Here is a 14,443-nt window from a genome sequence, read left to right on the forward strand (position 1 = left end):
GTTAATATCGTTTTAATTATCAATGAAATAAGAATATATGATCTTACGTTATATTTTCTTTTTGAATTTAGAAGACTAAAAATAAAGATTAAAAAGGATATTCGCCGAAATGCAAATTTAAGTGTTGGACACAAACATGAGAAGTATATTTTATAATAAGAGTATTGTAATTACTTGTTTTTTGGTCGTAAGTATTGTTTTCCCAGAGGCAGTATTTGGGCAAAACTTTTTTAAATACAAAGGACCAATGAAGGTGGCTCAATATGATGGGGTTGCTAATTATATTTACAAGCTGAAAGAAAAGGATACAATATTTGAAGGTGCATTTCAGATAAAAGATGATAATAACTTAAGTCCTCTTGCTCAAAAAAGGAACCGCTCATTTTTATTTACAGGTACTTTCAAAGGTAACCTTCCTCATGGCAATTGGCAATTTACTATCGGAGAATTTCAACCAAAAGCAACTACGACTCTAGTGGATTACCAATATGTTATAGAGTTAGATGGGATACAACAGAAAGTTCTTGGGAAATTAGATAACGGAAAACCAATAGGGGAGTGGACAGTACGATTAGATAGTATAGAAAATTCAGATATACATAAAACATTATTTAAAAGTACTGTAGAATTCAAAAATGGTGTTCCTCAGAAAAGCTTTCATGTGGATACAAAAACAGAATCATTAGTTGGTAGGTTTTTACGTAATGGTCTGGCACATGATCAGTGGACATTGTATTATAATGATGAGGTTGATAAAGAAGAACATTGGTATTTTGATAGTGGACTTCTTACAAAAATAGAGACTCATTCTGGGATAGATCACACTGTGATTGATATCTACAAAAAAAATAAAACGAATACAAAGACTATAAACCTGGATAAACAATATATTGAAATTCTTAAGTCATTTAGTAATGCTACAAGTACAGATAACAATTTTGAGCAGGGAATAAGCCAATTACTACTTAAAAATGATCAATATTATACTGAGATTGAAGATATTTTGTCTTCTATAGGCGATTCTGTAGTCTTATCCACGTTTAAAGTGAAAGTACCTTATTACCCTATAGCATCCAATGAAGAAAAACGGCTTAATAAGATTGTAAACTACTTTTCTAAGTCAAAAAAAATGTCTGATACCATATTGAATGATACTCAATTAAATATTTTAAAGTTATCAGATGAAGAAACAGCTACTTGGTACAAAAGCGTAGAAAGTATTACAAAAGAGTATCTGGAACCTATGCAAAAAGTAGTAAACTCACATCAACAAAATTTGATGCAATACAGAGATCGTAAAGACTTGGTTGATCAATTTTGGAGAGAAGATATCCCCTTAGTTTTAACAGGAAATAGTAGCTTTGATGATAAGCAATCCATTCGTGAGTATTCAAAAAATGGATATATTGTTCTTAAAACTACTGATCTTGAAGGGGTTTATCAAATAGCTAAATATACTGAATCAATCCTTGACTTTTTGTATAAACAATTACATAAAAAGGTTTCTAAAGAAAGAAGACAAAAAGAAATTATTTCTATAGAAGAAAAATTAATTGTGACAACAAAGAGACTCAAAAAGCAAATTGATTCGTTACAGGAAATAGTTCCTTCAAAACATAAGAAAGCACTTAATAGTTTAGCCGTGTTTGCTGATGATAAACTAAGTGTTTATTCGAACATGGAGGAAACTACCAAAAAGTTGGAGGAGGCAAAGCGGTTAACCAAATGTTTTACACAAGTTAAGAACTTAACTACTCAAATTGCAAAACTACCCGAACAAAAAGAAGAGATAAAACAAAAATATATAGATCCAATCTGGAATCCTTTTACATCTACAATAATGGATGAAGAAATAAAGAAACGGATTGTAGATGCTTATACTAGAATTTTGGTTCCATACGCTCTGGAACAAGTAGAAACAAATTTAAAATGCAATACTGTTGAAGATACTACAACTACATTGCAAGAACTTTTTGTGAGAATGATAGCTTTACGAGATGAAGACACTTCTAAAATAGAAAGAAAACTAAGGAAAGAGAAAGATCCTATCGAAATATTGAAATTGTTTGGAATATCAACTATTATAAAAGAGAAAGAATGATACATAGAGGGCCTCAATATCTTAAGATCATTTTGTTCCTGATGCTAGCTTGCTTTTCTACTTCGATAGTAGCACAAGAAGATGCAGTAGTATTACCTTCAGAATCTGAATTTAAAGATCCTGTAACCAAATATTGGATTAATACGTATGGTAATATTCGTATTTCAAAACGTTTGTTTTGGGTAGCGCAAACACATTTTAGATTTGAAGAAACTGAAGACACTCCATTTGTTGGGCAAATAGGGCAGATTTATAATCGACATGCTATAGGATATATTTATTCTAAAAAATTTAATGTGAGCCTTGGAGGGGTGTTAAGACTTAATTATAATACGAGTTCATCTTCTGAGGGGCGTAACCTGGTACCAGAATGGCGTATTTGGCATCAATATCAATTTGCAATGCCCATATCTAGCGCGATGATTTACCATAGAATTAGGATTGAACATCGTTGGACCCAAGGATTTGCAGAAGATAGTAAGTATATTTTTAGAAATAGATGGAGATATATGTTTCGTCTAAAATTGCCTCTTAATCAACCAAAATTAAAGCCAAAAGCTTTTTATATTGCTCCAGAAGCAGAATTGATTATGCAAAGTGGTAAACAAGTTGTAGATAGTCCTCTGGAGGATCTCCGGTTGCATACATCCATTGGATATATTATAACTCCAAGACTTACGGTAGCTGCCGGTCTTATGTATTCACAAGGACAGACATTGGATAATGGAGGAATCTATAAACAAAGTTGGACGCTCAGAACACATGTGTACTTTTCTCCTGATTTTAGAAAAGTAAAAAATAAACTACCCTCAATTCATTTAACTGATTAAAATGGTGAACCTTTAAAACCAACCTACATGAAAGAACAGAAAAAGAAATACCTACTTTATCTTTTATTAGTGCTTACAATTGGTGTAGCTATATTTTTTCTATTTAAAACGCAATCATTACATAAAAAGATTAAAAATCTGGAACAGCTTGAAGCGCAGAGTGAAGCTAATGACGAAAATTATGATAAGTTAGTTTCTATAGATACATTAATATTTGAAGGAAAATATAAAGAAGCTTTAGATGCATATGTAGATATAGAAGAAAAAATGAGAGGTAATAATTCTTTAGATATCAAAGCAAGAGTACAATTTGCAAAAGAGCTGATTAGAATGGAGACAATCGTTCAATCAAATGATTTTCCAAAAGATACCACTACAACAGATACACTTACTAATACTAAAAGTGAAATCACCGAAGATATTAATGCCTATGATTCTTTAAGTTTTGTTTTGGAGAAAGCAAAAGTGCAAATTTCGAGTATGCGAAATCAATTACTCAAAAAATCTTTCGGAGAATACTTAACCTTTAAAAGTACAAAAGGGAATAAAATGCATTATGTAGGGCAGGTCAAAAATAAAAGAGCTAATGGATATGGTGTAGCTATTTTAGATACGGGTAGTCGATACGAAGGACAGTGGAGAGAGAATATGAGACATGGTGAAGGTAAATTTTATTGGACAGATGGAGAGAGTTATGAAGGAAGTTACGTTCAAGATAAACGTAACGGGCAAGGAACATACCACTGGCCTAATGGCGAAAAATATATTGGAGAATGGAAAGATGATAAACGAAGTGGCCACGGTGAGTTTTATAATCAAAAAGGTACAATCGTTACACGTGGAATATGGAAAGATGATAAGCTCGTAAAAGAAGAAAAATAAAAACTTCTTTTTATGTTGTCATTCTTTGTCGATTTATTTTTTGTTTATAAAGGACTGCAATTGTTATCAAAATCATACTAAAAAATATAACATATACAAATTTTGGTATAGGTACCGGGTCTCCAGAGGCATAACTGTGCAATCCTGATAAATAATAATTAACTCCAAAAGAGGTCATAATAATTGACCAAAAAGCAAACATACTTGCAATGTTCAAAGTTATACTATTGTTAAGAGCAGGTACAAATCGTAGATGTAATACGATAGCATATACTATAATGCTAATCAATGCCCAGGTTTCTTTGGGATCCCATGCCCAGTAACGCCCCCAACTTTCGTTTGCCCAAACACCTCCAAGAAAAGTGCCTATTGCCAATACAAACAAACCAATTGTCATAGAGAGTTCGTTGATATAGGTAAGTTCTTTTATTTTAATATCAATAATTCTCTTGGTCTTTTTTGTTTTGAAAATCATTAATATCAGCGCCATACTACCCAATACAGCTGATAATGCTAAAGGAGCATAACTACTTACAATAGTCGCCACATGTATTTTTAACCAGTATGATTTTAGTACAGGCATTAGATTCGTAATTTCTGGATTTAGCCAATCCAAATAACTTACAAATAATAAAGCTCCTGTAAAAAGAGTAGTCAATGGTAAAGAAAAATCAGATTTTCTAAACGTTAATAATCCGCTAAGTAGTAAACACCACGCTACAAAAACCAACATTTCATAACCATTACTCCAAGGGGCATGTTGAGCGATATACCATCTTAAAATAATGTTACCCGTAAAACATAAAAACGAAATTAGAGTAATTAGAATCAAGCCATTCCAAAGAAAATTAAGCCACTTGTATGTGAAAAACATTTTTAAAATAGACAGCGTAAGTAAGATGAAACCTAAAACAAAATATAGTATGAATAACCAGAAGTTGATATTCATCTCATTATACCATAATTCTGCCTCGACACGTTTGTCATTTGGGATAATAGAAGCACCTAAAACTTCCTGATATTTTTGTATATAGATTAATTTTTGATGTGCGCTTTTATAATCATGAGATAGCAGATCATTAAAATAACCAGGTAAAATGTTTTTAGCAAAACGCCCGTCTTCTTTGGTAAAATCTTTAAAATGATGTGTATGACTATACCATGTATCATTTGGATCATTCTTATTAGGAAATATCTTTAGGTAATTACCTGTAAAAACATTGAAAAGGATATTAAAACGCTCATCTATTTTTAATACTTCTTTGTCTAATTCATTACGTTCAGAAGGTTTTTTTCTATTAGCAATTTCTACTGCATTTGATAAAATATAGTTTTCTTGAAGGTCGAGAAGGTCAGAAAAAGCGATTAGTCCATTTTTTCCAACAGAAATATTTGTAAGGAGATCATCTGTCTTTTTTAGATCAACTTTAATGATAGGAATTTGTTGCCATATTTGAGGCGCCATATGCATTCCTAAAAAAACTTGATTTACATTTAGTTTTATTTCCTTGTTTCCAATAGGGTAAGAAAAATTAGATTTTCTAGAGATTTTCCTAACACATTCTGAAGCTAAGGTATTTACAGGTTTAATACGGCCATCCAAATCCTGAACCATCAAACGGCTAAAAGAGTTAGCTTGTTGTATATCTATTCTTTGTGATTTGATCAAAGTTTCTAAAGAAGCCTTTGGAATACTATCAAGAAAATGTTGTGCATTGGATGTTTCGGGAATACTATAAATTAAAAATAATAATATAGTCGTAGTGAGGCGTAGTTTTTTTAATTTTCTATTTACGATTTGAAAACGGGAAGAACGACCAAAAAAAGTGAAAAACATACCGACTCCCATAAGTAAATACCCAAGATATGTGATATACGTACCAATCACATCATGATTTACAGAAAGAACAGTTCCTTTTTCGTCAGTATCATAACTTGCTTGAAAAAACCGAAACCCTTTGTAATCTAATACATTATTCATAAAAATGCGGTATGGTATTTTACTGTCTTGATCTAAAACTGTGATTTCGCTGGTATATGCAGATGGGCTTGATGATCCGGGGTAACGCTCTAATAAAAAATCGTCTAGTTGTATTGAAAATGGTGTTTGTATTGCTTTTGCACCATATGATAAAATAACTTTGATATGATTATCAAACTCAACTTGATGTTTTATTGGTAAAAAACCTTCTCGATATAATAAATTTACTTCTTGTTCTTTATCACCGACAGACACATTAACTATAAGAGCATCATCTTTAGTTTTATCGTTAGTGGTAGTTGTTTCGGTATTACTAATCAGTTTGAATTTTCCTTTTGGGTGATATGACATGGGTACAAATGAAAAATCATGTTCCCTGAAAAGTGTTCGTAATTCTATAGATTGTAGACTATCTCCTTTTATTTTTCCGGCTTGTTGGCTATCCATCATAAAAAAATCAATCTCATGGGGTGCTTTGATTTTTAGTTTTCCTTGATCTTCATAGATATTTACAATACCGGCTTTATCAGATTCAAATCCTATTTCATGTTGATGACTTCCAATCCTTTCAATTTCTCCTTTTTTGAGATAAATTGTATTTCGGGTATTTTCTGTAGCAATCATCATTTTTAGAAGAGGAGTGCCATCGATACTATCTGTTATTACTTCTGGTGACGCATCAGCTATATATTCTTTAAAAGAAATCGTAATTGGCTTTTCTTTAAATTGTGTAACAAGAGTAAAATTGTTGTCTTGTATAGAAGAAAAATTAATTTTTTTGTGAATGGTTTGATACTCTGTTCCTTGAACAACTGTAGCAGTCAATAGCTTTGTATCAGAAATGATTGTGCTAGAGGAGGCTCCTTCTCTGATTCGCATAATCCCACTGTAAGAAGTATAGCGGGTTACGCCTGCTCCAAGGATAATAAAGATAAAGGCAATATGAAAAAGAAATATTGCCCATTTTTTCCGGTATATCAATTTATATTTAAAAATATTAAATACAAAACTTATTACAAGTCCAAGCATTACTGATTCGAACCACCAAGCATCATATATACTTGCCCATGCTACTGCTGTGCCATAATCATTTTCTACAAAAGTAGCTGTTGCCATAGCAATGGCAAATACAAGCAATAGAAACAGTGCTAATGATGATGAAGAAAAGAATTTATATAGCTTTTGCATGTACAATGATTTTGTAGAAAAGTAAAAAACAGATAGAAGGTTTCAGGTTACTCGTTCACTCCTAGCACATAGGATAATTCTAAAGTCTAAGAGAAGAAATCAAGCAAGTAATAGTACCATAAGTAAACTAACAACCTGAAACCATACCTAAAAAAATAAACAATTTAATGTTGGCTAATTCATCGAAACCTTCTTGTTTTTATATCCGGCTTCTCGCTTTTCGGCGTTTTCTAGCCATTTAGGCACTAAATTTTCTTTAAAATCAGCTTTTTCTTTATTGAGTTTTTCCATATCTAATCCGATATAGTGTTGTGCTTTTTCTTTGGTCGAAATATCCGGCATTTCTACAGGTTCATTATGTCCTAATTCAGCTAGTAATCGAGCTAGTTTTACTCGTCCGTTTGTAGCGACATCCAAACCGCTACTGATAACTCTTCCTATTTCTACCGGGGAATGAAAAGAAGCTCCATGAGAGGCTGCTGCATAATCCCAACGCCATTGTGCATGACGTATGTCCATTAATATAGGTTGCATTTGTTCTTCTGTAGCTCCAAGATCCCAGCATTTTTTTGCTTCTACATGCATCTTTACCAAGGCATCTTCTAGTTTTAATCTACTCTCTGTAGATTTTTGCTGACGTTCATATACATTAGCTCTCAGCTTATCTGCATCCTCTCTGTGGCAAACCTGGCATGAATTTGCAACATTGTTGAGAGGTGATTGTATGTGGTGATCTGTAAATTTTTGTCCCCCTTCACTCTTATAAGGCATATGGCAATCTGCACACGAAACCCCTCTGTCTGCATGTACTCCTGTAAGATATGTTTCATAACCGGGGTGTTGTGCTTTTAGCATAGGTGCTTTACTTAACTTATGAGTCCAATCTTTAAAATTCATATCATCATAATACTTTTCCATTGCTTCTACAGACATTCCATTTTTCCATGGAAAAGTCAGATAAGCAATTCCTTCTTTACCAGGAATGTTTTTATTAAAGTAGTATTCGACATGGCATTGCGCGCATACCAATGAGCGCATCTCTTGATGTGTAGCTTTGTTGATATCCTTACCCATAGCTTCAAACGCTTCGACTAGTGCAGGTCTCGTAACTGTCAATTTCATTGTTTTGGGATCATGACAATCTGCGCAGCCAATTGGGTTAACAACTTCTTCTCCCTTATCAGCCCATTTTCCTTTATAAAATTCTGCAATCCCTATTTCATTCATTAATCGAGGAACATCAGGACTTTTACAAGTCCAACAGGTAGCAGGCATGGGACCATCACCTTTTCCTTTGGGTCCTCCTGTTCTTAATGAATTATGTAGGTCTTTTATCGCATATTGATGACCTCTCCCTTGGCCATAGTCTTTAGAAAAACCATATCCTGCCCATAATACAACAAAACGAGGATCTTCTTCTAGCATGTCTCTCATTTTTGACCCTCCCTGATATGAAGCAAAATCACTTTGCTCTGTTTGTAAAAAAGATTGGTATTCTTGTGGGAAATTTTTCCCCCATTCTTCATTTCTTGGTTCGTTTTCACTAATTTCTACTTGAGGTACATACTTATATTTTGCTTCATTTTTTCTATTTACAATGCTAGAAGCCAGCAATCCTAAAAGAAAAACGACGATTACGGTTACGATAAATAATACTTTGTTTTTCATATGTGTCAGTCTTTACTTGTTTCGTTTTGCTCTATCTGATTTTCTAACCATTTTGGTATTACCGTTTCTACATTATCTGTAGGTATAGGAGAAATATTACTGCGTATTGTAGAAATGCCATGTACGGTACCATGAGGAACTTCTTGATGACAGGACCAGCATTTTCGCTCTATTCTATTTTCTGTATGGTCTTGTAGCCAACCATTGTATTTTACTTGAGTTACTTGTTGTATATGACAACGGATACAATTATTTTGAACAACCTCTTCAGAGGCTTCTCTCATAAACATGACCTCTGGTTCGGCTCTCGCAGTAAAAACAGAGGCATGTAATAAGCCATCTTGTGCTTTAAAAAAATAGGTGTTAACAATATTGTCATGAGGTACATGGCAGTCATTGCATGATGCCTGTTCTCTGTGTGAACTATGCATCCAACTATTGTATACAGGTGTCATAACGTGACAGTTTACACAAGCCTGAGGGCTGTCTGACATATATGATACTAGAGAAGCTTCTTTTGCCATAAAAAAACCTAATCCAGTGACTATTCCTATAGAAACAATAGCTATTCTTCTCCATTTGGATTTTTTACCGGGCAGTATTTTACTTCTAAATTTCAAATCTTTGGAGGTTGGATTAATATATTTTCTTGCTTAACAAATTTGGTGTAAAAAAAACCGCTAAAAGATGACAAATGTCATTACAGGGATTATTTGTTTCAGATACTTTTACTTCATATCAAACAAACCTCTATAATGAAGAATATATTAGTGCCTACAGATTTTTCAGAAAATGCTTTTAATGCAATTAAGTATGCATTAACTCTTCATAAAAATGAAGAATGCACATTCTTTTTTTTGAATGTATATACCCCTGCTATTACTCATAAGTATTTTATGCATAATGGTTTAAATTATGATAATGATAAAGAAAGAGACTATTTGTCAAAGCAAGGGCTAAAAAAAACGATAGAAAGAATCAAAGCAGAGTTTTGGAACGCTAAACATACTTATAAAACATACTCTTCACCCGATACGCTTACTAGTAAGGTCAAAGAAATTATAGACAAAGAAAATATAGAATTGATTATATTAGGTAACAAAGGGCATTCAAATCTTAATCAGATTTTTTTAGGAAGTAATGCAGTCAGAATTTTACAATCGATAAAAAAATGCCCTGTAATTATTGTTCCTAATGATGCTAAATTTACTCCTTTGTCTGAGATTGCTTTTGCGACAGATTTTAATAAATTTTATACAAAATCAGAGATTGCTCCAATATTAAGTTTGGCAACATCTTTTGATGCAACAGTACGAGTTGTACATGTACAAAAGCAATTGAGATCACTTAGTGATATTCAACGATTTAACCTTAATATCCTTAGAAAACATTTTTCTTCTATAGAATATTATGTACACACAGTTTCAGAAACGCATTCTATGTCCAGGACTTTAGGAATTTTTGTAGAAGAATTACAAATTCACTTATTAGCAATGCTCAATTATCCTCAAGGATATATGAAACAATTAGTGAACGAATCAGATGTAAAGCAAGAAGAGGTGTTCAATAAAATTCCTTTATTAGTTATACCTGAATTGAGCGACTCTTATTTAGAACATTTACACAAAAAGGATAAAGAAAGCATTATAAGTGTATAATTTGCTAATTTTATGATGTATTAGTATCATAACAAATGAGTCTTCAAATCAAAATCAAAAGTAGTGTTATCATTTTACTCTTAGTTTTAGGATTAGGTTGCCATGGGCAATCACAGAAACATGAAAAAATACTAGAACTTAAAAAAGAGATACAAAAAGAGACATACCCAAAAATAGATGGGATTATCGTAGCACAATCGGATAAGATCATTGTTGAAGAATATTTTGGAAAATTTGATAAGAATACTAAGCATGATACTCGATCTGCTTTTAAGTCTATCACAAGTATACTTGCAGGGATTACTATCGATCAAGGTATAATCACATTAGAAAACAAGGTATTAAAATATTTTCCTGAGTACAAAAATAAAAACGCTGTAGACAAAAAGAAAGAAGCAATTACAATAAAAGACCTACTCGAAATGAAAGCAGGATTTGATTGTGAAGAATTTTATGGTATCGGTCCTGATTGCGAGAGTGAAATGGAGCAAACTAAAGACTGGGTCAATTATGCGATAGATGTACCAATGAAAGATCAGCCAGGTAAGAACTGGGCATATAATTCAAATGAACCGATGATTATGGGAGCTGTTATTAGTAAAGCAAGTGGACTATCGATTATGGATTTTTCAAAAAAATACCTGTTTGAACCACTTGGTATTTCTGATTATAAGTGGACAACATCACCCAAAGGACAAGGTATGACTGCCGGATCATTTTTTATGAAGCCGACAGATATGCTCAAAATAGGAAAACTTGTAGATCAAAAAGGACAGTGGAATGGAAAACAAATCGTAAGTAAAGATTGGATTACACAATCCACAGACTGTCAAATCGATATTGATTTTTCATTTGCAAGATATTCAAGAATTAAAAACGCAAAGTATACCAGCGCTACTTATGGATTTTATTGGTATAAAGAACAGTTACAATATGATGATATTGATACCGAAGTACTCTTTGCCTCTGGTAATGGGGGTCAATATATCATGATTCTCAAAGAATACGATACTGTTATTGTCTTTACCGGAAGCAACTATAATAATTGGAGAAATAAACTACCTTTTGAAATCACATTAAAATATCTAATACCGATGCTAAAGGCTAACGGATGATGGTAATTTTATTGAAACAAAAGGGTTTATGTTTCCTTAAATCTCTATTGCTACTTATTAGTATCTAACCAATTCTGTGCCTCGGCGGTGTACCAGTTTCTTGAAAAATTCTTAGCATTAATAATACGTTCGTAATGAGTTTTTGCCTGTACAGTATCCCCTTTTTTATCATAAAAACCACCTAAATAGTAATTTGCATAAGGATTGTCAGCATCTTTTTGAAGCAACATTTTACCAATAGCTTCGATCTGAGGATCAAATTCATTAAATGTACCTAAATCTTTATGTAAAGCCACTTCTTTTAAAAAAGACAAATTATGAAGTAAAGTAAGATCGGCATATTCTAGATAGTTTGGATATTCGCTAAAAATTCTTTGTAGTAATGCTGTACTGGTTTTCATCTCATCTGTGTCAAAACGAGCCATGAACGAAGCTGCCAGTGCTTGTGCTCTTAGTTTTTCTCTCATTATAACAGAAGGAATGGTATCAGTGCTTGTTTGTTCAGTTTCAAAAAGAGGTAATGAAGATTGCTCAAAGGCAAAATTCTTTAAAAAACTCATCACAAATAATGATGAGGTAGCATTGCTATAAATAAGTCTTGCCGGATCACTCATCAGATTATTGTTTGCTAAAAGGATTAAGGTTAAATCATGTGTAGGTACTTTTAGAAATAAACTTGAATAACAATCGTATTGTCCGTATGCCCAAATAAGTTTTGTGTTATTAAAAGTTTCACTAAAAATTCCATATCCATATGGCAAATGTGATTGAAAAGGGGTAAACATCAAATTTTTAGAAGCTTCACTAATTAATAAATTTTGGTCGAGTGCATTATCCAAAACGGCTAAATCTCTTGCAGTAGATACAATCCCTGCAGAGGCAGAAGCGCCATAATCTACAAATCCGTCTTTTATTTGTTCTTCAAAAATATAAGGTTGAGCAAAAGGCTCTTTTCTTGTTTTGAGTTGAGTAGAGTCGTTTAATAAAAAAGTATGTCGAAGCGATAATGGATCAATAATATTTTTGTGCACTGCTTCATCAAATGTACTGTCTGAAGTCTCTGCGATTACTCTGGTTAATGCTCCAAAACGATAGTTGTAATAAAAGTTCTTTCCTGGTGTGCCTTGAGAAGTATGAGAGAGAACATGTTTTAATTTTACCGAATCTCCTAGAGCAAGCTTAGGAAAATATTTGGTTAGCGAATCCTCTAGCAATACTTTATGTTCTTCTGCTAACTTAAGAATAGTAATACTTGTAAAAACTTTGGTGAGCGATGCGATAGGAAATAATGTAATCGTATCTACATCGATATTATTTTTTACATCACTTTTTCCCAGATACTCTTCGTAAATGATCTCATCCTTTTTTTTGACTAGAACAGCCATTCCCGGGATTTTAAAATACGCCTTAAGTTGTTGTATTTCCTCTTCGAAAATAGAAGTATCTATAGTTTTTTCGGATTTTTTGGGCTGAGAACAGCTTAGAACAATAAATAATAGAACAAAGTATAAGGTAATATTTTGATATCTCATAAACGATTTGTTGAACACTTCTTAAATATAAATATATTTTAAACTAAAAAGTGATACAAACAGATTTTTTTAAGATACCTTACGCTCTACATTCAATTCTTTATTTTTTTTTGTAAACAAATAGATCCATAATATTCTAGCGTATTTGTAATTGGTAGTGCTTAGGAGTATCGCAGATATGGCAATAATTATAAAAGAGTATACAGGGTTTGAGATAAAAATACTTGAGATGAGATAAATGGCAATTCCTTCTGCTACAGTGAGACCATAACTCACATACATAGCTCCATAAAAATAACCAGGTTCTATTAAAAATTTGTGTCTACATTCAGGATTTGTACATTTATAATTCATCTTTGGTAATCCTAAAATAGATATACCGCTCCTTTTTTCAAAAATATCTCCTTTTCCACATTTAGAACACTTTCCTTTTAAAATATTTAATAGAATACTCATGATACATATTTTATTACAAAATAAAGATTATTATTCCTGTTGGCTATTTAATGATTTACTCTTTAATTTGTATAATTCGGACATAAATGGATCTTATGAATCTTCCTATTCTAGATATTGCACAGTTTACAAAAACAGAAAATATTGATGGTTTTTATGCAAATGATTTAGAGACCCATCTTTCAAACAACTGGAAGATTGTATCTAAGGCACATAAACATAATTTTTATTTATCAGTATTTTTTATAGAAGGAGAAGGGCTTCATGAAATAGACTTTGCTACTTATGATATTAGACCCGGTAGTGTTTTTTTATTAAGACCCGGTCAAACCCATTTATGGAGATTTACCCAAAAAGGGAAAGGATATATTTTCTTTCATTCCAAAGAATTTTACGAAGCGATGTATCAACATAAAAATCTATCATCGTTCCCATTTTTCTTTTCAACCCAGAACTCTCCATGTATTTATCTTCAAGAAGACCAGAGGGCATATATGGGGCAACTTTTTAAAACGATTGTTGAAGAATTTCAATCAGAAGCAATACTAAGAAAACAAAAGATTCTAAATTTCATAGATTTGATTTATATAGAATTATCACGATTAGTGATCAAAGATAGTTTTCAGGATCTAGTGAGTTCTAAAAATAATATGATGAAACTCTATGAATTTGAAAACTTAATTGAAGAAAAGTTTACTACTGATAAATCGGCAATTGCTTATGCTAAAATGATGAATATTAGTGCAAAACATCTTAATCGTATTTGCAAAAAAACGTTAGGAAAGACAACAACAGATATTATTCTGGATAGAGTATTTCTAGAAGCAAAACGATTGATTCTTTATTCTGGTGAAAACCTTACTGAGATTGCATGGGGTTTGGGATATACAGATTACGCTCATTTTTCTAAATTATTCAAACAAAGAAATGGAATTACTCCTTCAGCATTCCAAAAAGAGTATCTCAAAAAAGAGTAAGTACATTTAGTTTGAGTATTGCATATTCACTAATAATATAATTTGATAGTAAGTT

At 32.3% G+C, this 14,443-nt stretch carries 11 protein-coding genes; 6 read left to right on the plus strand and 5 right to left on the minus strand.

All coding sequences use genetic code 11. The features are described 5' to 3' along the window. The first annotated feature begins 136 nt into the window (after positions 1–136). The 3 genes from FHK87_RS21440 to FHK87_RS21450 are packed head-to-tail and all read left to right on the plus strand — an operon-like array spanning position 137 to position 3,813. A complete protein-coding gene (locus FHK87_RS21440) occupies positions 137–2,101 on the plus strand; it encodes a hypothetical protein (RefSeq protein WP_140596544.1) in 1,965 nt (654 codons plus the stop codon). Next, a complete protein-coding gene (locus FHK87_RS21445) occupies positions 2,098–2,931 on the plus strand; it encodes a DUF2490 domain-containing protein (RefSeq protein ID WP_226294361.1) in 834 nt (277 codons plus the stop codon). The genes FHK87_RS21440 and FHK87_RS21445 overlap by 4 nt, the downstream gene beginning before the upstream one ends. A gap of 27 nt (positions 2,932–2,958) precedes the next feature. Continuing rightward, complete coding sequence (locus FHK87_RS21450) at positions 2,959–3,813, plus strand: MORN repeat-containing protein (RefSeq protein ID WP_140596546.1); 855 nt, start codon at positions 2,959–2,961, stop codon at positions 3,811–3,813. 10 nt (positions 3,814–3,823) lie between these two features. On the opposite strand, the gene ccsA is transcribed toward FHK87_RS21450, so the two are convergent. From ccsA to nrfH, 3 genes are all read right to left on the minus strand, one after another. Further along, a complete protein-coding gene (ccsA, locus tag FHK87_RS21455) occupies positions 3,824–6,982 on the minus strand; it encodes a cytochrome c biogenesis protein (protein WP_140596549.1) in 3,159 nt (1,052 codons plus the stop codon). Between the two features lie 174 nt (positions 6,983–7,156). Continuing rightward, positions 7,157–8,650, minus strand: a complete 1,494-nt coding sequence (nrfA, locus tag FHK87_RS21460; protein WP_140596552.1) for an ammonia-forming cytochrome c nitrite reductase — start codon at positions 8,648–8,650, stop codon at positions 7,157–7,159. A gap of 5 nt (positions 8,651–8,655) precedes the next feature. Next, complete coding sequence (nrfH, locus tag FHK87_RS21465) at positions 8,656–9,270, minus strand: cytochrome c nitrite reductase small subunit (RefSeq protein ID WP_140596555.1); 615 nt, start codon at positions 9,268–9,270, stop codon at positions 8,656–8,658. Positions 9,271–9,405: 135 nt separating this feature from the next. Between nrfH and FHK87_RS21470 the strand changes: the two genes are divergently transcribed. After that, the gene (locus FHK87_RS21470; RefSeq protein WP_140596557.1) at positions 9,406–10,308 is read left to right on the plus strand and encodes a universal stress protein; all 903 of its coding nucleotides are present in this window, start codon (positions 9,406–9,408) and stop codon (positions 10,306–10,308) included. Between the two features lie 35 nt (positions 10,309–10,343). Further along, the gene (locus tag FHK87_RS21475; protein WP_140596560.1) at positions 10,344–11,423 is read left to right on the plus strand and encodes a serine hydrolase domain-containing protein; all 1,080 of its coding nucleotides are present in this window, start codon (positions 10,344–10,346) and stop codon (positions 11,421–11,423) included. A gap of 50 nt (positions 11,424–11,473) precedes the next feature. Here the strand turns inward: FHK87_RS21475 and FHK87_RS21480 are convergent, their stop codons facing one another. Together FHK87_RS21480 and FHK87_RS21485 are read right to left on the minus strand one after the other, a co-directional pair. Next, entirely contained in the window at positions 11,474–12,955 is a 1,482-nt protein-coding gene (locus FHK87_RS21480) for a serine hydrolase domain-containing protein (protein WP_140596563.1), read from the minus strand. 69 nt (positions 12,956–13,024) lie between these two features. Beyond that, positions 13,025–13,411 carry a DUF983 domain-containing protein gene (locus tag FHK87_RS21485; RefSeq protein ID WP_140596565.1) on the minus strand — a complete coding sequence of 129 codons (387 nt, stop codon included), beginning with the start codon at positions 13,409–13,411 and terminating at the stop codon, positions 13,025–13,027. Between the two features lie 95 nt (positions 13,412–13,506). Between FHK87_RS21485 and FHK87_RS21490 the strand changes: the two genes are divergently transcribed. Continuing rightward, entirely contained in the window at positions 13,507–14,388 is an 882-nt protein-coding gene (locus tag FHK87_RS21490) for an AraC family transcriptional regulator (RefSeq protein ID WP_226294362.1), read from the plus strand. The last annotated feature ends 55 nt before the right edge of the window (positions 14,389–14,443 follow it).

The organism is Aquimarina algicola (genome assembly GCF_006443095.1).
Lineage (GTDB): Bacteria > Bacteroidota > Bacteroidia > Flavobacteriales > Flavobacteriaceae > Aquimarina > Aquimarina algicola.